The 20,395-nt window shown below is 60.3% G+C and carries 16 protein-coding genes; 9 read left to right on the forward strand and 7 right to left on the reverse strand.

Annotated features, from left to right (window positions below; translation table 11 throughout):
* Positions 1–46 precede the first annotated feature (46 nt).
* Positions 47–1,390 (reverse strand): dicarboxylate/amino acid:cation symporter, encoded by a 1,344-nt coding sequence (locus CHU95_RS19875; RefSeq protein WP_094458095.1) that lies wholly within the window; start codon positions 1,388–1,390, stop codon positions 47–49.
* A gap of 397 nt (positions 1,391–1,787) precedes the next feature.
* Between CHU95_RS19875 and CHU95_RS19880 the strand changes: the two genes are divergently transcribed.
* From CHU95_RS19880 to pyk, 3 genes are all read left to right on the forward strand, one after another.
* Positions 1,788–3,020 (forward strand): pentapeptide repeat-containing protein, encoded by a 1,233-nt coding sequence (locus CHU95_RS19880; RefSeq protein WP_165772276.1) that lies wholly within the window; start codon positions 1,788–1,790, stop codon positions 3,018–3,020.
* Between the two features lie 395 nt (positions 3,021–3,415).
* A complete protein-coding gene (locus tag CHU95_RS19885) occupies positions 3,416–5,047 on the forward strand; it encodes a DEAD/DEAH box helicase (protein ID WP_094458097.1) in 1,632 nt (543 codons plus the stop codon).
* A 328-nt stretch (positions 5,048–5,375) separates the two neighbouring features.
* Entirely contained in the window at positions 5,376–6,788 is a 1,413-nt protein-coding gene (gene pyk, locus CHU95_RS19890) for a pyruvate kinase (protein WP_094458573.1), read from the forward strand.
* A gap of 162 nt (positions 6,789–6,950) precedes the next feature.
* On the opposite strand, the gene CHU95_RS19895 is transcribed toward pyk, so the two are convergent.
* Together CHU95_RS19895 and CHU95_RS19900 are read right to left on the reverse strand one after the other, a co-directional pair.
* Positions 6,951–9,677 (reverse strand): FkbM family methyltransferase, encoded by a 2,727-nt coding sequence (locus CHU95_RS19895; RefSeq protein WP_094458098.1) that lies wholly within the window; start codon positions 9,675–9,677, stop codon positions 6,951–6,953.
* Positions 9,678–9,747: 70 nt separating this feature from the next.
* On the reverse strand, positions 9,748–10,152 hold the full coding sequence (locus CHU95_RS19900) for a hypothetical protein (protein WP_094458099.1): 405 nt from the start codon (positions 10,150–10,152) through the stop codon (positions 9,748–9,750).
* 892 nt (positions 10,153–11,044) lie between these two features.
* Here CHU95_RS19900 and CHU95_RS19905 point away from each other — a divergent pair.
* The 4 genes from CHU95_RS19905 (at position 11,045) to CHU95_RS19920 (ending at position 14,228) form a co-directional block, all read left to right on the forward strand.
* Complete coding sequence (locus CHU95_RS19905; RefSeq protein WP_094458100.1) at positions 11,045–11,641, forward strand: hypothetical protein; 597 nt, start codon at positions 11,045–11,047, stop codon at positions 11,639–11,641.
* A gap of 116 nt (positions 11,642–11,757) precedes the next feature.
* The gene (locus CHU95_RS19910) at positions 11,758–12,417 is read left to right on the forward strand and encodes a hypothetical protein (RefSeq protein ID WP_094458101.1); all 660 of its coding nucleotides are present in this window, start codon (positions 11,758–11,760) and stop codon (positions 12,415–12,417) included.
* 72 nt (positions 12,418–12,489) lie between these two features.
* The gene (locus tag CHU95_RS22205; protein WP_133065585.1) at positions 12,490–13,365 is read left to right on the forward strand and encodes a hypothetical protein; all 876 of its coding nucleotides are present in this window, start codon (positions 12,490–12,492) and stop codon (positions 13,363–13,365) included.
* A 32-nt stretch (positions 13,366–13,397) separates the two neighbouring features.
* Positions 13,398–14,228 (forward strand): hypothetical protein, encoded by an 831-nt coding sequence (locus CHU95_RS19920; RefSeq protein WP_094458103.1) that lies wholly within the window; start codon positions 13,398–13,400, stop codon positions 14,226–14,228.
* A 38-nt stretch (positions 14,229–14,266) separates the two neighbouring features.
* Here CHU95_RS19920 and CHU95_RS19925 read toward each other — a convergent pair whose 3' ends face one another.
* The 4 genes from CHU95_RS19925 to CHU95_RS19940 form a co-directional block, all read right to left on the reverse strand.
* Positions 14,267–16,069 carry an AAA family ATPase gene (locus CHU95_RS19925; protein WP_165772277.1) on the reverse strand — a complete coding sequence of 601 codons (1,803 nt, stop codon included), beginning with the start codon at positions 16,067–16,069 and terminating at the stop codon, positions 14,267–14,269.
* A gap of 184 nt (positions 16,070–16,253) precedes the next feature.
* Positions 16,254–16,571 (reverse strand): hypothetical protein, encoded by a 318-nt coding sequence (locus CHU95_RS19930; protein WP_094458105.1) that lies wholly within the window; start codon positions 16,569–16,571, stop codon positions 16,254–16,256.
* On the reverse strand, positions 16,568–16,957 hold the full coding sequence (locus tag CHU95_RS19935; RefSeq protein ID WP_094458106.1) for a hypothetical protein: 390 nt from the start codon (positions 16,955–16,957) through the stop codon (positions 16,568–16,570). Before CHU95_RS19935 ends, CHU95_RS19930 begins: the two co-directional genes overlap by 4 nt.
* Positions 16,957–17,838, reverse strand: a complete 882-nt coding sequence (locus tag CHU95_RS19940; protein ID WP_094458107.1) for a lysozyme — start codon at positions 17,836–17,838, stop codon at positions 16,957–16,959. Before CHU95_RS19940 ends, CHU95_RS19935 begins: the two co-directional genes overlap by 1 nt.
* A 520-nt stretch (positions 17,839–18,358) precedes the next feature.
* On the opposite strand from CHU95_RS19940, the gene CHU95_RS19945 reads away from it, so the two are divergent.
* On the forward strand, positions 18,359–19,546 hold the full coding sequence (locus CHU95_RS19945) for a DNA cytosine methyltransferase (RefSeq protein WP_094458108.1): 1,188 nt from the start codon (positions 18,359–18,361) through the stop codon (positions 19,544–19,546).
* An 80-nt stretch (positions 19,547–19,626) separates the two neighbouring features.
* Positions 19,627–20,382: a GIY-YIG nuclease family protein gene (locus CHU95_RS19950; RefSeq protein WP_207762563.1), complete on the forward strand. Its 756-nt coding sequence runs from the start codon at positions 19,627–19,629 to the stop codon at positions 20,380–20,382.
* Positions 20,383–20,395 lie beyond the last annotated feature (13 nt).

A 20,395-nucleotide genomic window follows, 5' to 3' on the forward strand; every position in this document is an offset into this window, starting at 1 on the left:
TCATGGCGGCCAAGGATAAAGGATGAAACAGGTTCTGCGGAAGCGCTTACTCGGCCGGGGCCAGCACCGTGCGGGGGCGTTCCACCGCCTCTTCAATCCCCGTCGGGTTGGCCAGTTCGGCGTGCAGCTTGTTGGTGTCCAGCGCGCCTTCCCACTTGGCCACCACCAGCGTGGCCACACCATTGCCGATCAGGTTGGTCAGCGCACGCGCCTCCGACATGAAGCGGTCAACGCCCAGGATCAGGGCGATGGAGGCCACGGGGATATGGCCCACGGTGGCCAGCGTGGCCGCCAGCACGATGAAGCCCGATCCCGTCACCCCGGCAGCACCCTTGGAGGTCAGCAGCAGCACGGCCAGAATGCCCAGTTCCTGCCAGATGGTCAGGTCGGTATTGGTGGCCTGGGCCAGGAAGATGGCGGCCATGGTCAGATAGATGCAGGTGCCATCCAGGTTAAAAGAATAACCGGTCGGCACGACCAGCCCCACCACCGACTTTTCCACACCCAGCTTGTTCAGCTTGACCATCAGGCGCGGCAGCGCACTTTCCGACGATGAGGTGCCCAGCACGATCAGCAGCTCTTCACGGATATTGCGGATGAAGCGGGTGATGGAGAAACCACAGACCCGCGCCACGACACCCAGCACACCGAAGATGAAGATCAGGCAGGTGGCATAAAACGCCGCCATCAACTGCCCCAGCGAGATCAGCGTATCGACGCCATATTTGCCGATGGTAAAGGCCATGGCCCCGAACGCACCGATGGGCGCCACCTTCATCAGGATGCCGACAATCTTGAAAAAGACACCCGACGCCTGATCGATCAGGTGCAGCATGGGCCGGCCCTTGTCGCCCAGGCTTTGCAGGCCAAAGGCGAACAGGATGGCGATGAACAGCACCTGCAAAATCTCACCCTCGGCAAAGGCGCCGACAACGGTGGTGGGGATGATATGCATCAGAAAGGCGATGGTCCCCTGCTCCTGCGCCTTGGCGGCATAGGAGGCGATGGACTTGGTGTCCAGGGTCGCGGGATCGACATTCATGCCGGCACCGGGTTCCCAGACATTGACGATCACCATGCCCAGCACCAGGGCGATGGTCGTCAGAACCTCAAAGTAAATCAGGGCCTTGAACCCGACCCGCCCCACCTTCTTCATGTCTTCCATGCCGGCAATGCCATGCACGACGGTCAGAAAGATGATGGGCGCGATCAACATCTTGATCATCTTGATGAAGGCATCGCCCAACGGCTTCATGCTTTCACCCACCGACGGGTAGAAATGCCCCAGCGCAATGCCGATGGCGATGGCCACCAGCACCTGCACATAAAGGCTCTGATAGAACTTTTTCGGCGCCGCCGGGCTGGCGGCGATGCTGGCACCCTGGGCCATGTCGCTTCTCCCAATTGATCCGTGTCCGCCGGGTTGGGAGGCCACATAGCCCCGTCCCGCCTTCAGGGGCCTATAGGCATGGGGCGTGCCAGGGGGCGAGTTGCTTGGGAATCAAGGGGTTGGCGTGGGGTGCGGGCGGGTTTTGTCTGGAAGTTCGGACAGGGGGTGTGGGGTTTGTGCGGGATTTCGGACGGGAGCGTCCGCCCCCGTGCGCGCCGAACACACTCTCCCGTCATCCCCGCGAACGCGGGGACCCAGCGTAAGCGGCGTCTGCCGCGATATGACTGACTTCACTGCGGGTGAGTCCCTAGTCTTAACCTTACCACTTGCCTGTCTTTCAGGAACTCTGTGCTGTATCCTGCGTATACCCTGCAACTGCAAGCCGCAGCCCACGCTCATGACCAACAGCACCGAAAAAGCGACACCGAAGCCCGCTGAGGAGAATCCTTGGTATTTGCTCGCAACGCTGTATGGAGTGCCTAGCCTGGACGACGATAACCTTCGGCTACAGAACCGGGTCGCCTGGAACCGCTTTTATGCAAACGAATGGACCGATATTCAAAGAAAGTACTTAGCCAACAAGATTGACGCCGAGGAAATAACGCCTTTTGACGATAACGAGATGGAGGAAATCCGACTTAAATTTGCAAGAAGGGCTGGAAAAGCAGCGGTGGATATACCAAGAGCTGACCAGTTAATTAACTTCGAAGATTGTCATTTTGACCAAGATTTTCGTTTTAGTTCGTATATTCTAAAGGATGCCTATTTCACTCATGCCAAATTCTCTCAAGGCGCATATTTCAGCAACGCCACCTTCTGCGGTGAGGCCTGTTTTCGCGGCGCTAATTTTGCAGGAGAGGTCCATTTCGATAGTGCTAAATTTTTTACATCCGCTCATTTCAGCAATGCTACCTTCGAAAGGTCTATGTATTTCCGCCACGCAGTCTTTTGCGGGGAAGCCTATTTCCGCAGTGTAAAATTCAAGGGGCGCACGAATTTCGACAGTGCGAGTTTCGAAAGGGAAGTTATCTTCTCCGGTGCAGAATTGGAGGCGGCGACAGACTTTGCCGATTGCCGGTTCGAAAAATCTCCACCCCAATTTGAAGGTGCTACGCTCCATCCACGCACTAACTGGCGTCGGGTTGCTTGGCCACGACTGAAGGGATTAAAGCCTGCAGATGTTGAAGCGTTGACCGATGCGTATTGCATCCTCAAGCTGGAGATGGACAAGCAAAAGCGGCACGAGGATGAGCTTCTATTCTTCGCTAAGGAATTGGAATGCCGGCGGAGGGAATTAGGACGGTTCAAAGGCTTACCGATCTCACTGTATTGGCTCACTTCCGACTATGGGCGAAGTTACTACTGGCCGTTCCTATGGCTGCTCTCGCTCTTCAATGCTGGTGCCCCGGCCTTGTTTTTCCTTCAACCTGATATAGGGTGGACAAAATCGGTCGGACTGAGCGCCGTCAATTGCTTGGCCGGCTTCGGCCTGCGCAAGGAACTGATGGGCAAGACGGTGGAGAGCTTGGGCACCGGGGCGTTAATCGTTTCCGGCATACAGATGGTTCTGGGCCTGATCCTCCTCTTCCTTATCGGCCTCGGCCTGCGCAACCGGTTCCGGATGAAGTGATCCGCTGCCCCTTTCCGCCTTCCCGGCGAAGGCCGGGACCCAGGGGCCACAAGCACACCCCTATCCATAGCCTCGATCAACGAAGCTGAAAGGTCGGGCGCTTGGCCCCTGGGTCCCGGCCTTCGCCGGGAAGGCGGTGGAGAGTGGGGGAGAGGTGGTGATCTTGGTGCCTCCAGGCCCTCCCCCCCCCTCCGCACCCAACGCCTTGCCCCACCCCACCGCACCCCTGCCCCCCGCCATCCGCCCTTGTCGCAGCGCACAATCCCATGCGATAAGCACTCTATAACGCAACATTCTGGAACCGCCGCCCCATCGGGCCGCCACCGTTCCGGTGGTGCTTATGATGTCCGGCTGCATCCTGCGCCGGGCCGGTTACGAAGGTTACGTTTCCTCACATGCTTGATTTTAATGGTCTGGGGCTGCTGTCCCCGCTTTCCGCCGGGCTGTCCGCTGCCGGTTACACCAAACCCACCCCCATCCAGGCGCAGGCCCTGCCCGCCGCCCTGGCGGGTCGTGACGTACTGGGTCTGGCCCAGACGGGTACGGGCAAGACGGCGGCCTTTGCCCTGCCCGTCCTGCAGGCCCTGGCCAAGGCCGATAAACGCGCCCGGCCGCATTATCCGCGCGCCCTGATCATGCTGCCCACGCGCGAACTGGCGCTGCAGGTCGGCACGGTCTTCGACCTGCTGGGCCTGCACTTGCCCTTCACCAATGCGGTTGTGCATGGCGGGGTGTCGATCAATCCGCAGATCAAGGCGCTGGCGGCCGGGGTCGATATCCTGATTGCCACGCCGGGCCGCCTGATCGACCTGATGGATCAGGGCAAGTGCAAGCTGGACAATGTTGTCCTGTTTGTGTTGGACGAGGCGGACCGCATGCTGGACATGGGCTTCCTGCCGGCGGTGAAGAAGATTGTGGCGAAGCTGCCCAAGGCGGGCCGCCAGACCATGTTCTTCTCTGCCACCATGCCCAACGATGTGTCCGGTCTGGCCGAAAGCCTGCTGCATGATCATGTCCGGGTGGAGGTGACGCCGCCCGCCACCACGGTGGAGCGCATTGATCAGTCGGTGATCCATCTCGACATGGCGCAGAAGGCACCGACCCTGGTGAAGCTTCTCTCCGATCCGGCGGTGGAAACCGCCATCATCTTCACCCGCACCAAGCATGGCGCCAATAAACTGGCGGCACAATTGGCGGGTGCTGGCTTAGGCGCGGACGCCTATCACGCCAACAAGTCGCAGAATGCCCGCGAACGTGCCCTGGATGCGTTTCGCGCCGGCAAGACCCGCGCCCTGGTCGCCACCGACATTGCCGCACGCGGCATTGATGTGGATCTGATTACCCACGTCTTTAATTATGACCTGCCGGAAGTGCCCGACGCCTATGTCCATCGCATTGGCCGCACGGGCCGCGCGGGCCGGGCCGGTACGGCGGTATCGCTGGTCACGCCTGCCGACCGGCCGCTGTTGAAGCAGATTGAAAAGGTGACGCGGCAGTCGATCCCGCGCCACCCGATGGAACCGGCCGCCGCCGCCATCCTGCCGCAACTGAAGCCCGAACGCCCGCCGCAGCCACAGCCCAAGCGTGGTAACCGGGCCAAGCCCGCAGGCCAGCCGGGTGAGCGCAGCAGCCAGGGCCGCCCCGGCCATCGCGGTCAGCCGCGCCATGGCGAGGCCGCCCGCAACGACAGCCCGCGCCCCGATGCGCCCCGGTCAGACATGCTGCGTGCCGAAGGCACGGCTGCCCCGGCCGCTGCCCCCGCTGCCCGGCCGCAGCCGCCGCGCCCCCAGCAGGGCCCCCGCCCCCAGGGGCAGCAGGGCCAGCGCCCCCCGGCTCAGGGCCAGCGGCCCGCCCCGCACGGCAAGCCGCAGAACCATTCCCGCCCCGCCGCCAAACAGGCCGCCGACAACCGTCCGGCGCGCGACGGTGCCGCCCAACCGCAGCGGGCCCAGCGCCCGGCCCGTGAAACGACCGAGGCAGGCGGCGACTGGACACCCGATTTCCTGCGCCGCCCCGCCCGCGGATGACGGGGGTAGGGAGGGTGTTCGCTCACCCTCCCCCCCCAGACCGCTGACTTCCCCGCCCAACCCTGCTATACTGTGCCAGGACAGCACCCGGACCCTGTCTGTCCGGCAGGTCGTCCCCAACGCCCATGCAACACATCCCTGTTTTCTGTTGCATCCTGTTGCACGAAGGCGGCAGGAGTGGCGCCGTGGTAACTGAATTACCAAACTGACATCGAATTCTTGTAACTGGGGGATTAATTCCGCAACCGGGCGTGCTATAGTGCTGTCAATGACAGGTCGCATCATGCCGCGACCGGATAAATGGACCACCAAGCCCCAAGGAATGCCCATGCGCCGCCATCGCCATGCCAAGATCGTCGCCACCGTCGGCCCGGCCAGCAATACGCCGGAAAAGCTGAAGGAGCTGTTCCTGGCCGGGGCCGATGTCTTTCGGCTGAATTTCAGCCATGGCAGCCATGAGGACCATGCCAAGGTTCATGCCGCCATCCGGGCGCTGGAGAAAGAGGTCGGCCGCCCCATCTCCATCCTGCAGGATTTGCAGGGCCCCAAGATCCGCATCGGCACCCTGACCGCTGGCAAGGAAGAGCTGGTGAATGGGGAGAAGGTGACCTTTGTTCTGGGCAAGGAACCCGGCGGCAAGGACACGATCCCCCTGCCCCATCCCGAGATTTTTAAGGCCATCATGCCGGGCCAGGACCTGCTGATCGATGATGGTCGCGTGCGGGTGCGGGTGCGCGGGGTCAGCGACGACAAGATCACGGCGGAAGTGATCGTCGGCGGTGTCATCTCCAACCGTAAGGGCGTGAACCTGCCCGGTACGGCGCTGGACCTGTCACCCTTGACGGAGAAGGACCGCGCCGATCTGGCCTTTGGCCTCTCCTTGGGCGTCGATTGGGTGGCCCTGTCCTTTGTGCAGCGCCCGTCCGACGTGATCGAGGCCAAGTCCCTGATCGGGGACAAGGCGGGTCTGGTCTCCAAGATCGAAAAGCCGCAGGCGCTCGAAAAGATTGAAGATATCATCCGCCTGTCAGACGCCATCATGGTGGCGCGTGGTGACCTGGGCGTGGAAATCCCGCATGAGGATGTGCCCGGCCGCCAGAAGGAACTGGTCCGCGCCGCGCGTCTGGCCGCCAAGCCGGTGATTGTTGCCACCCAGATGCTGGACAGTATGGTGGCCAGCCCCACCCCGACCCGCGCCGAAGCGTCGGACGTGGCCACTGCTGTCTATGACGGCGCCGATGCGGTCATGCTGTCTGCCGAAAGCGCGTCGGGTCAGTTCCCGGTGGAATCCGTGTCGATGATGAACCGCATCATCACCAGCACGGAAAAACATGGGACCTACCGTCCCATCATCACCGCCCTGGAGCCGGAGGTGGACCACACCCCGTCCCATGCTGTGGCCGGGGTGGCGGCCGATCTGGCTGGTACCATCGACGCCGCCGCCATCTTCGCCTACACATCCAGCGGAAACACCGTGGCCCGTATCGCCCGCAAACGGCCGGATGTGCCGGTGCTGGCGGCGACCCCGCATGAAGGTGTGGCCCGACGTCTGGCGCTGGTCTGGGGGGCGCACGCCATCCATTCCGGTGATGTCGGCACCTATGAAGAAATGGTGGACCGCGCCCGGACCCTGGCGGTGAAGGAAGAGTTTGTGCGGCCGGGCGAACGTATCGTCATCGTCGCCGGCATCCCCTTCGGACAGGCCGGCAGCACCAACAACCTGCGTATTGCCAAGATCTGATCCAGGCGGACCCACAAAAGCCCGGCACCGCCAACGGTCGCCGGGCTTTTTTGTAGGGTCGTCAGACGCTTTTCCCGCCTGAAGGCTGAACAGACCCCACAAGAGTAAATTGTGTGGCTTCCGGTGGTCCCATTGCGGATCGGTCAGAACGCTCGCCTTGTATCACGACGTCTTTGGGGTGATCTCCGGCATGCCAACAACCACGATCTCTATCTCTGCCGGCGCGCAGAAGATATTCAACGATACGACTTTCGGAAACAGGTTGTCGGGATTCTTCTTGAAGTTATCCGGATTGTAAATCAGCGACTTATGCCGCCAGCAGCGATAGCCCAGGGAATGGATCTTCTCCAACATTCTGGCCGTATCGACGTTGGCGCCATATTCAAAATAAAGGAAAGGCCGGCACCGTTGAATGGTGCCGACAGCACCGTCAAGCACGGCCATTTCCATACCTTCAACATCGGCTTTCAGAAGCCGGAGATGGGGCACATTCAGGCTGTCAATCGTCACAACGTCAACCTGGTCACCATCACCCGCGTGATGAAGCGAAATGCCACCAAAGTTTCCGCGCTGATCATAATCTGTCCGGGGGACATATAATGTCCCGATTTCGGCCCCGACCGCCACCGGGTGAACGGACACGTTGCTGTTCTTGTTCGCCTGCAGGTTCAAGGTCAGCACGTCACTGATCCGCTTCTGCGGCTCAAACGCATGGACATGCCCCTGTGGCCCAACCGCATTGGCAAGCAACAGCGTATGGGCGCCAATATTGGCGCCGGCCTCAACCACTATATCGCCCGGTCGAAGCACGGATTGGCACACCAATGCTTCTTCCACCGACCATTCGCCATAAAGCTCAAGGGAGCGACCAATAAACTGATCGGTGCCCAGATACCACATGGGACCAGTGCGGGTGGCTGCCTGTCGCAGTCCCGCCGACACCTGCTCTTCCGGTGCCTGCTTAAGCAAGACCGGCGGCATATACCGGGGCAGCGGAGGACGGGATACGGGCGGGTATGTTTCGGCAGGTGCCGGGCCGGGCGGTGGCGGCGGGAGCAGCCGCGACCGGTCTCCATCTTTCAGGGCCGCAACCTCTGCCGCCAGCCGGTCAAAGACCTGCGGCCAGTCGCCCGGCTGCCGCTGCCGGAACAACCGCATGGTATGAGGATACCAAGGACTGTCCTCCCGGTCGGTCAGCCAACGCCAATCGGGCGACAGTTTCAGCGGCACCCAGACGGGCCGACCCAAGGCACCGGCCAGATGGGCAACCGAAGTGTCGGAGGAAATGATCAGATCCATATGCTGCATGACAGCCGCGGTATCCAGGAAGGCATCGGCGCCTGCATCGAAATCAGGGCCGAGCGTTTCCACCCGCATGCCGTCGGGCAAATTCTCCAACTGATCAAGGCCATAACCTTTCTGGAGGCTGACCAGGGTCACACCCGGAACACGGGCGACCGCCGCCAGATGATGCAGGCCATAGGAACGACCACGGTCAATGCCCACACCGGCCTTGCCCTGCCAGACAATCCCGATCCGGAACCCGCCCGGCGGTAAGCGATCCCGCCACATCTCCACCCGCTGCGGGTCCGCAAACAGATAGGGAATCGGCGCCGGAATGGTTGCCAGCGTGGTACCCAGGACAAAAGGCACACTCATGATGGCCAGATGCACATCAAACGGCGGAACAGGCTCCCCATAGGTCGCCAGGGTCACCCCCTCGATCTTCAGCAGGCATCCATACAGCGCACGCAGGTTAGGCGGCACCTCCAGGATAACCTGCCGTGCCCGGGCGGCGACATCGGCAACGAAGCGGACAAACTGGATACTGTCGCCCAGCCCCTGCTCGTGATGCAGCAGAATGGTCTTGGTCGAGATATCCTCCCCCTGCCATTCCGGCTTGCCGAAATCGCGCAGCGGAACCGGCAGATTGGGGCGCAGCCAGCGCCACTCAAAATGAGCCCATCCCTCTTCAAGTTTCCCGGCACCCAGAAACAGGCCCGCCGCTGTACCATGGATCGACGGGCTCAAAGGGTGGTGGCGCAGCGCCCGGCGCACGATCTCCTCCGCGTCCGCTGCCCGGCCCATATTCATATAGGTATTAGCCAGATTATTCAGACCGTCAGGATGTGTCGGGACAAGCCTCACGGCCTCACGGAAACTGCTTGCCGCCCCTTCCAGGTCGTTATGAACATCATACAGGGCACTGCCCAGATTGATGTGGGCTTCCGCCAGATCAGGCCGAAGCTGGGTTGCTTTGCGCAGAAGCGTGATCGCTTCTTCCCCACGACCGCGCTTTGACAATTGATTGCCCAGATTGACCATGGCCTCGACCATGCCGGGATGATGGCGCAGCGCCTCTTCATAGACCGCGATGCCATCGTCCGCCCGACCCGTATCGCAAAGAATATTCGCGAGGTTGAATAGGGCCATGGCCGCGCCTGGATGTTCCTTCAAGACCAGGCGGTAATTCTCCTCTGCCCCCGCCGCATCGCCTTGCGCATAAAAGGCGTTGGCCAGAAAGCAGCGGATCTCCGGTGATTGCGGCCGTAGAGACAAGGCCCGCTGATAAGCACCCGCAGCCTCGCTCGCACGCCCCAACGCCAACAGGGAGTTACCGTGATTGACCAGCGCATCTGCATCTTGAGGCGCGTGGCTGAGCCAGCGGGCAATGATGGTCTCTGCCTCGGCGTGGCGTCCTAATTGCTGAAGCGCGATACCAAGCGGATGCAGGGCATCATGCAGAGTTGGGTTGCGGGCCAGCAGCGTACGATACCGGCTCTCCGCCTCGGCGATGTTCCCGGCGATATGGACCTGCTTGGCCGCGTTCAGTTCCGCCAGTACCTTTTGATTGACGCCCGCCTTCTGCACCGTCCCATCCCCCGCCACGGTCGATCCTATAGAACATGTACCGAAGGCGCAGAGTGTTAATCAATGGAATCCCGGCCCCAATGATTGGTCAGCGCAAGGCGTTGCTGATCAGGTAGGCGGCATAGTCGGCCACTTTCAGCTTGATACCAGCCCGTTCACTTTCGCCTGCCATGGCACGGGCCAGCACGATATGGCGCTGGACATCGGCCTCTACCACCTTGAACAGGGCGGTCTCCCCCTTGATCCGGGGGTAATAGGTGGGATCGACGCGTTTCTGCCGCTTGCACAAACGCTCCACCACCTCGTCCTCGCTCACCGCGACATCGGCCTGCTTTTTCACCAGGGTCCAGTCTTTCTCGCCCGCAAACCCCTCGGCCAGCAGCGGTGCCGGATCACCGTCGCAGACGCCGACCTTGAACAGATTCTTGCCCAGACCGACATCGGAGCCCCACTGGCTAAGATTGGCGCTGCGCGCAACAAAGATCGTCGCCATTGATTCGGGGCTCCTCTTCGCACATGACCCCACCACCGGGGTCATCGGCTTCCCGAGGTAGCGCATAGGAACGCCGGTGAAAAGAGGCAAAGAAGTGGTGAGAAGAGCATACCCAAACCAATCAGGATTGGCGGGGTCGCCACAACCACCCTTCTCTGAGGGGCGGGCAGGAAGAAGTGCCGGTGGCCCACCAACGCGGCCAGCCTGCGCTGGACATAACGGACGGGAGCCGCAGGGTCAGTATAGATTCCGGGGAAAGAAGGTGGCGGACCCGAATGGATTCGAACCATCGGCCTCTGCCTTCGGAGGGCAGCGGCACTTCTCCGATTTTGCAAAAAACACAGGATTTCTGCGGGGTTTATGAGCGCCGCATTGCACATTCTGACTATCACTGACGTTCATTGACGGCCCAAATCTGCTCTGGGCGGCAGTGATGCGTCAGTGATTTTGGCGTTCTACCGACTTACCTCAAAATCATGTCAACTATATTCGTTATGCGTTTGGCGCAACCTAATAAGGCAATTTCTATTGCCCTGAAGACAAATTACCCCTCCAGGCCATCAATAGGATAATTGACCTACTTTCATTAGGAAAAGAACGAAATCGCATGACCGTCCTATTCTCCGAAAGTGGCGGAAATCCTGGGTTTTTTGGGCATATTGGCGAAGGTGCGGAAAATTATAATGGTTAACGGCTGTGTGACTAATTCGTAACACATTCCTATCTTGCGGATATTTTCGGTAAAATAGGTTTTTTATCGCTCGACAGCCTAAAAACGCTGGATTATGTTCTGCTCATACCCGCCGCTGAGCAGGTATCTGGGCTCCCGCCACCCCATCATAATCACAATATGAACAAAAGCCGATATTGGCATCGGCGAAGGAGAGTAGTCATGTCCACGTCTTCCGTGAACCATCAGGTTGTTGTGCCGGCTGTTTACTATTCATTTTGTGTAACAGATATGAATGTGTATGACGCCTCTGAGAGCCGCGTGACTTTTGACTTCCATGTAAGTGCATCGCCAATTGAACGTGATGGCGAGGTATTGGTCAACATCGACTTCCGGTCGATTAGCAATGGCCGCAGGTTTAGCCGGTCGGCTGGACCCATGGTTGAACTTGTGCTAAAGCACAACCGCGCTGGCGATGACGAGGAGCTGCTCAGCGACACTACTTTTACTTATGGTTACCAAGAACGCGTATATTACAGCCCGGCTTACAATAAGAAGCCTCGCTGGAAGTTCCGCCACTATGAATCGTTGCGTTCGATGCACTACATGATTACCGCAACCGGCGAGATGCGCTACGACGACTCAGTCGCACTTCATCTCGCAGTTTATACCGCGCTTCTCAACAAGCTTGCTGCGCATCCGCATGCCGGCGATCCGATCAAGCTGCGCGTGAGCAGTATCGTAGGTGCGCTTCAGCGCAAGCACGATAGGAACATGGCCACGCTGCCGTTCAAGGCGACGGTTCCTGTGGCCGCTTGACAGCAGCACAGTTCCGGGTGGGCTGGCTGACCAGCCCACCCAGGCCACATCCCAAGACCCACAACACCGAGAAGTCGGACCCTGCTCAACCGGGCAGCGCCCGAAGGAGAGAAGTCATGCCCGCCGAGATCCGCCTGCCGTACCTCACACCCGAAACGTCCGCCGCCGAAATCGACAAGCGCCTGGCCGCCATGGGTTTCCAGTCCCTGCGCAGCGCCGACATCGCCGCCGCAGCCAGCCGTTCCCCTCAGCCGGCGCCTGGACAGAATTTCCACGTGTGGGTTGACGCCCCTGCAGATGGAGCCGGGATCAGGGTCGCGATGATCCCGGAAAGCGACGGCGGCTATGTCCTGCGCGAAATTTCGCATGAGGCCGACACTATGGGAGACCAGCGTCTCGTCCCTATCGCCCTTTGCCCGTCAGCGGCTGCTATCATGCCGCCGCAGGTCGCCTCAGGCATTCTGGATACCGTCGGCCTGCAGATTGCGGACGTCATCACGTACCTGGAAGCCGCCCAGGCTGCCCTGCGCCGGCGCGAACTTTCCGCCCGCAAAGTTGTTGAAGCCACCACTGTGTCTATCCCCACAACCGACGGCCGCTTCGTTGACCTCTACATCGCCCGCGCGTCGCCGTTCCGTTGCTGGTGGGTCGCTCAAATCGTGGACACGCCCGCCGCCACCCCCTGCCAGATCGTCATGCGCACCAGGCGCGGCACTGTTCGTACGATCTCCATCGAAGATGGCCGCCGCACCCGCCACCAGCGCGCCGCCGCCTGAAAGCGCCACGCACGAACAACGTCACAATGACGGGCCGGCTGCCGTGCCTGGCCCCAGGAGAAGGATAGCCCCATGTCCACCGCTCGCACACAGCTCATGGCCACCGCCGCCACCGTTCTCAGCTTCAACCCCAACCCCGACGGCGAGACCGCCGACGTCGTGGTTGAAGTTGCTTACCCTGAACATGGTCATGCCGACATCCTGCGCGGCACTTCGGCCCGCGACGGCCAGGAGCGCTCGTGGACCCACGTTCACCGCTGCTCCCCGGAGGAACGGGCCAGCCTTTACACCCTCGGTGATGACGGCAAGCCACTGATCTACAACGCTATCAGCCGCCAAGAGTTCTGGTCTGTTATGACCGGAGTCGAGCTTTTCGGGCCGAACACGGGCTCTTGCCGTCGGCCCCTGAACCCGTTTGAAGGTGGCGATCTTGAAACTGAGATAAGCCAGGCTGCCCGCGGTTACCAGGGCAAGTGCTACGAAGAAATGGGCCCCTTCGAGCGCATGCTGCACTTCAGCGACCGCGTCATCGCCGTTGCCGATCAGTCCGTCTATGAATTTTGGAATAACCATCCCTCCTCGTGTACCATCCGGGAACTCGAAGTTCATGTTCGCGGTGAGGATGTTGTTCGCCGACAGCCCATTCTCAGTCGGACCATTGAGTTGTTCGAAGATGCAATTAAGCGCTCCGGAATTACTACGAAAGAAGCCGAGAACGCACATTTTCATGTGACACTTCACAATTCGGTGAAAGCGCTTGAGACAATGGTGCATGTAACTATTCGCCGCGATGGGCCTGAAAATTGGGTAATACAGGATGTGGTCGCCGCTGATCCTGATAACGAAGATGAGCATTACTATGGCGATAGTCTTTTTCTTCCCAACCGCGACGATCTTTCGATTGTAATTCCCGTGGATGAAGGCGGTGTCGTTATAAGGTTTGACTGATCTAATGCTTTGTATATTTCGCGGAGACATTCATGTCGGACAAGAAACTCAGACTCGTGACGTCAGCCGGAACCCGGCTGACGGTAACAGAAATTGAAGTTGAACCTGAACCAGTTCTGCTCAGCGAGTGTCTCGGATATTACCGGCGCCCGCCGGTCAAAACCGTCGTAATCTCAATCAGCCCCTCAGCCCACAGCGGCGGCCAGCCCCTCATTCTCCGCTGCTACTACGCCAGCGGCCCAGGCGGCTCAAAGCTCGACGTCGGCACCATCGGCGGCCCAGGCCGCCGCCCGTCCGCCACCCGCCTGGGCGACCACATCCTGGAAACCGGACACATCCTGCCGCCGCCTGAAACCGACACGCGGCTTATCGCCTGTGCCTACCTTCTCGCCCGCCGCGCCTTGGACATTGAGCAGCCGGAAGATGAAGCCCACGTCCGCCGGATCATCGCCTCGCCGGTCACCGCCGACGAACTTCTGACCCTGCGGACCCCGGCAGACATCGAAGCCGAGGTCTTCGGGTGTGATATTTTTGCGCCAATTGAAAAGGATGCCGCACCGGTTTCGCAAGCCTGCGCTATGGCCGATCGGCGTCTGGATGCCGACGAGCTTCCGCAGGGCTTGGCCAGGATCGGCTATCACTTCTTCCTGCCCGTCAACCCGCCGTCAGGCGGGCCACCCATTCACATCAAATGCACCATCGGACTCTCTGGCTGGTCCGCCCAGATGGCCATCCGCACAGACAATTCTGGCCAGATCTATAGCTTGGATGGCCGGCCTTATTGCGAATTCATGACCATCCGCACCAACGCCCAGGCTGCCGAAATGGACGCCATCCTGGCTGCCTACCGCGCCCCCGCCTGACTACCAGCGTTGCGCATCTGCCACGCCGTCCTGTCACATCAGTGCAGCACCAGATCGCCAAGCTCCAGCGCCAGGGCACGCTCCAGCGCCGCCCTGACCCTCCGCAAATCGGCCCCGCCCGGCTTCGCAAACCCACGCCGGATGACCGCCATCACATCCCCGCGGATGCCGGGCACTGCGTCCGCGGGAATTCCCCTGTCCGCCAGGATCCCCCTGAACAGGGCCTGGATCGCCTCATCCGCATGCTCCAGTCCAGGCCGGCCCACATGCAGGATCCGGAGGCGGGACCGGAGCGGAAGCGGGACGCTGTCCAGGCTATTCGCCGTCATAATCCAGGAAATCGCGGAGATATCGAAGGTGGCTCGCAAAGCATCGTCATAGTATCGGCTGGCGGTTTCCTTCTCCAGCATGGTCAGCAAGGTGTCTGTCATGCTGCCGTTATGGCGACTACTGCCAATCTTGTCGACCTCATCTACAATGATTAAAGGATTGGCCACCTTATGCTTTGCAATCGTGGCAACAGGCCGCGACGGGGCGGAACTTGACCAGCCGGCCGCGGTTCCGGCCAAATCTCGGTTGTCCGACGCGCCGCTGGCGGAAATGATGTCGACAGGCAGAGCGAGCCAGAAGCCAAGCTCACGCGCCAGCGCCGTCTTGCCGGAACCCGGCGGCCCGACAAGCAAAACCGGCGGCAGGTTCCTGAACCCCGTGCGGCTCATCTTCATAATTCTTTCCTGTTCAGCCGCGAATTTGATAACTTCCTCGGCCCACGGCGCAGATACTTTCACGCCCTGCGCGTAGTCTGTCATGCGCCCGGCGATCCGCTGCGTTTCTTCATGGAAATACTGGATCATTTTCACCAAGTCCGGCCTTTTGTCCCCATTGGGAAGGTCAGACGGCGGGCGCGGCATCACTTTCATACTCCGCGCCCGAGGCTCCGGTTTCTTGGCATCTTCCGCTTTCGCGCGCCGATCTTCATGCGCCGCGAGGACCATCGCCTCGTCTTCCGTGATCGCCTCCGGGCCATCCTTTTCCCGCGCCGCCCTGATGGCCGCCAACGCCTGTTCACGGCTCAGATCGGCGAGAGTCCTCGGTTTTTCTGACGATCCACCTTCCGCCTCAGTAGCGTCATCCTTGCGTCCGGCAGCTTCGGACAGCCCATGCGGACGCATCCAGCCAATCGCCATGGCGGCAGTCGTCAGTGGATGATCGTCAACTAAAACGATGGTCGTCGCCACGAAATCAGCAGTGAAAACCTTGGCCTGGCCGCGAAGATATCCAAGTCTTCCTCGGCGCTTGTCGTCAGCGAATACATGCTTATACAGCAGGTCGCCGTCGGGAAGCGCCTGTTCTCCGCGGACAATTCGCGACGCAAGTTGCGTATACCAAACCAGGAAATGGAAATAGAGTAGATAAACGGCGTATTCGTGAAAATGCTTGGCCCTGTCGATGTAATATGAAGTAGTAAACAAGCCGATGCCCAAAGTGAAGATATGCATATAATATTTGTGGTAGACAACATTGTTTCTGCGTGAGCTGGCTGTAATCATGCCAAGAGCGGCTTCCATAAGCCTCACGATTACTTCAGGCCTGTGTGCCAGCGGCCGGACATTTTGATCGCGCAGGAGATGAATCGCATCGTCCAGTGCCGCAGTTAACCAGTCGATTCTATCATCGCCACGGGCCTGGGCAAGAATAACATGTCTCAGGCTCTCCGAACGCCGAAGTAATGCAGCCTTGACGCCTTGGTGATCCTTCGGTTCGATTGAAGTCATGCCAAACAACAACCGCCGAAAGTCGTCATGGCGCGCGTTTTTGATCCGACGCAACTTAATCATCATTACCACCATCATCTGGATATTTGTCTGGCGCTGGCTTGATTGTCAGCCAAACGCGCACGCGGCTCCGGGCATCAGCCCGATATTATGAGGCCGCCGCATATCTCGATGAAGGATGTGGTATATGATGTATATTCCATGCTGTTAGCCTGCAGCAGCTGGGCGGCAGGCGTCAAGGGGATCCGAGTCAGTCCGCCTGCGCGCCGGCCCATGCCTGCCATGCAGAAACAGCATTTCGTAGTTGATCGACATATCCTACAAGCGCGGCACGGCCAGCAGCGTCGATGCAGGCGACAGCGCCCGGTGCGCCAGGCGGAAGGAAAACGTCGGTGGCCGGCGGCTGGATGGCGGCGAGGAGTTCGGCGGGCGGTGCGACGGAAACGGGGACCGGCACCGCGACCTCCATGGTGCGGATAGTCTCGCGCGGGGGCGGCTGGGATGAGCAGCCGGCCAGGGCCAGCATGGTGAAGGTGGCCAGGATGGCGGCCCAGATCCTGGTGGTCATCGTGCGTCTCCAGTGGGTTGGCGGATCCATACATTCAAGGCCGCGACATCCTGCGGAACCGGCGTCGGCGGTCGGGAAAGTTCCCGTTTCGCTGCGACGTCGGCCCGCCTGGCCCGTACCTGGCCGTCGGCCTGCATTCGTGCGACGACGGTGTTCTGGGTGGCGATCGCCCGCTCAAGCTCACCGATCTGCGCATCGCGGCGGGCGATGTCAGCCAGGGCTTCGGCCTGGGCGACTTGGGCCCGGGCGACGGCGGCCTCCAGTCTGGTGACAGTGACAATGTGGAATGCGACAGCCGTGGTGAGGGCCAGGCCGGCAGCAGCCAGGCCGAATAGGTGCCATGGGACGGCGGACGCGGCGATGCGGGTGAGGATGGAGGCGAGCATCACCGCCTCCCCTGGCGGCGATCCGACCAGCGGGCATACAGGGCGAGCAGCGCGCCGGCAATGGCCAGGCCGGCCAGCACCATTTTTAGTGTCGGCGCGTCGACACCGATGCTCCAGAGCGCAGCCTGCACTGGCTGTAGGGCATCTTGGGTGTCAGCGACGACAGATGCAGTGGTAGCCACAGCCGCCGTGGCCGATCCAATGACAGTCCGGCTTGCAGTCAGCGGCGCGACGGTCGGCATGGCGGCACTTTCAGTCATGCCGCCCGCCTGGTCATCGCCTTCCGCGACCGGTGCGGAGGCAGGTGTTAAGAGATAGAGCGCCGCTTCGTAAGAGCGACGGCGGACAAGCCCTGGAAGATCCTGCCGCTTGCCATCAATCGTTCCCTTCGTCCACATCCCGAAGGCGCGGCCGGCGCCGGCGGTGTCGCCGGCGTTGTGCAGCCGGAGGACGCTAGAGCCAGCAAATCCCTTTTTGCCAAGGCCAACGTTGTAAGCAAGGCTTGTCATCGCAGCGAGTTGCTGAGCAGTAACCGGCTGCGCCAGCAGATCAATGACCCCGGACATGAACCTCTGCATGTCTTCACGCAGCATCTGCTCGCATTCTGCCCGACTGAACCCCTGCGGCCACAGTTCCTTGGCCCGCGCCAAGCCTGCCTTCCCTTTGAGTTGCTGGCCAGTCTGCGGGTCGATCAGGACCCGGCCCCACCCGACAGTGACGTAGCCGGTCGGGCACAGCACAGGGTCAGAATGTGGCGTCCGCTTGTCCCCATCGTGCCAACCCTCGAACCGTCGCAGGATCTGCTGGAGGATCGTCACAGCCTCGCGCCGGACCTCCTCGCTCACCGCAACCACGCTAATTTTTCCTGTATTCGCAGCCACTTGCGGCCTCCTGTCCTATAAACCGTAGGACGATTGTCAGATTTCGATTGACGTAGATCGTCTTATTCGACAGTATACGCATAGGCGGCACGGTCCGCAAATCGACGGAGATTAGGAAATGGGAATCATGGCGTTGATCGCCCGGCCGCGCGCCGTGGCGGAAGGGGAAGCTGCGCCGCCGCCTGGCCGCTGCACATACTGCGGAACCGAAGTCGGCCCAACGTGCAGCTCGTGCCCGACGTGCGGGGCAATGCGTCTGTCGCTGTCGCCTGCAGGTTTCGCAATGGCTGGCTACGCTACGCTGTCAGCCGGAATGGAGCAAATCCCGCTGTACGCCCTACCTGTCGCCCTTCTTCTTTGCGGCGTTCTCTATGCGGTGGCATCCAGCCGCCGGTCAGCTTCCAGGCGGTGTATCTGGATCAAAATCTGACATGTCCAAAAATCGCATTGTCCCGAAAATGGATTGGTGCGAAACAGAATGGCAAAACATCATCTTACGCAGAGCGACTTGGGGGCTGTCATGCCGGATTTCTACGAGTTTTTTGCCGGTGGCGGCATGGCTCGGGCCGGCCTTGGTAACGGCTGGACCTGCAAGTTTGCTAACGATTTCAGTGAGATGAAGGCCGACACTTACCGGTCAAACTGGCCGTCCGATGATCTCCACGTCGGTGATGTGAATAACGTCACCGTTGCGGATATCAGCGGCGGCGCGGGGGCGGCAGATCTTGTTTGGGCTTCGTTCCCGTGCCAGGATCTGTCCCTGGCCGGCAACTATCTCGGCATCGGCCATTGGGGCGACAAGCAGAAGACCAGATCTGGAACTTTCTGGCCGTTCTGGCGACTGATGCGTGGTCTGATCGACGCCGGGCGTGCGCCGAAGATCATCGCCCTGGAGAATGTCTACGGCGCAATCACATCGAACAACGGCAAGGATTTTGCCGCGATCAGCAGCTCCTTCAGCGGTGCCGGCTATCGCTTCGGTGCGATGGTAATCGACGCAGAGCTGTTCCTGCCGCACTCACGCCCGCGCCTGTTCTTCGTCGGTGTGCGTTCAGACGTCGAGATCCCGGCCAGCATCCGCTGCTCTGGTCCGGCCGATCCGTGGCATCCGTCCTCTCTGGTCGCCGCGCAGCAGGGTATTTCGGCCGAGGCGCAACGAAAGTGGGTTTGGTGGGACATGCCTACGCCGCCGGCGCGCACCAAGCGGTTCGCGGATATCATCCAGGACAAGCCTAACGGCGTCGACTGGCACACAGCCGCGGAAACGAAGGCCTTGCTTGGCCTCATGAATCCATTGCATCTGGCGAAGGTCGAGCGCGCCAAGGTGGCCGGTCGCCGAATGGTTGGCGGCGTCTACAAGCGCACCAGGTCAGAAGATGGTGTGAAAAAGCAGCGGGCCGAGGTTCGGTTCGACGATATTGCCGGGTGCCTACGCACGCCCGCTGGCGGATCGTCTCGCCAGAGCATCCTGGTCGTCGACGGCCAGCGCGTTCGGTCGCGTCTGTTGTCGCCGCGGGAGGCTGCGCGGCTGATGGGGCTGCCCGACACATACAAGCTTCCGGCCGGATACAACGACGCATACCATGTGGCCGGCGATGGCGTCGCGGTTCCCGTAGTCCGTCACCTGGCGGCGCATATCTTCGAGCCGATCGTCGCATCGTCGGAATCCGCGACCGATGTTGTCCATCATACCATTGCTGCTGAGTGAGCGACGAACCACTCGACTCTCTCAACTCATCCGGTTATGACTCCTGGCATTGATTCCGTCTTCGCCTGGAGGCTTGTATCTTGCCGACCGATATAATAGGCCGCAACCCGGATTCCGTAAATTTCCCACCGTTTGAAACCGAAGACCTTAGGAGAAACCTGGAGCTTTTCCTTAACCGTACAGTCATTGACCCGATAACTGGAAAGAATGTTGTTCTTGGGAACTATAAGTGGGGTGTATACGCATTTTTTGATTACGACGGTGAGCCGATTTATGTCGGTCAAACCAATGAGATGCTGAGAACCAGGATCAGGAGACATCTGACAAACCAGCGCACTGACGCTGTAGCTATGTCGGTACTTGATCCGTTTGAAGTCCACACGATCAATGTCTATCCACTTCCACAGTACCAGAATGTCGGGAAGGGCAATAAGGAGCAGTTCCAGGCGGCCAAGGCTCATCTCGATGGGCTTGAGCGGGCTATCTATGATGATTCGATCAACAGAAGCGAATTCAGGGCAATCCTGAACGAGAAGGACCCGCCACCATCGACCGTTGTGCTCGGCGCCCTACCTGTTTGCTTCTCCGGGTGCATTGTGTCTGAAGAAGTTTACAGAATCAGATCTCACCCGGATTTTCGTATTGCTCGGCGGGCATACATCATCAGCCGCCTCGCCCAGGTTATATCCGAACGCAAGGTTCAGGGCGGTCTGCGCAGGACGCTTCTGACACAGGCCAAGAGGCTGCAGTGGCTCGCGGATCGGCGATTTATGGCTCTGGGTGGAGCTTTCTCGGTCGAGACCGAGGCTGGTGGTGAAGAAGGTGATGTTGAATAGTGACTGCTAATAT

Source organism: Niveispirillum lacus (assembly GCF_002251795.1).
Lineage (GTDB): Bacteria > Pseudomonadota > Alphaproteobacteria > Azospirillales > Azospirillaceae > Niveispirillum > Niveispirillum lacus.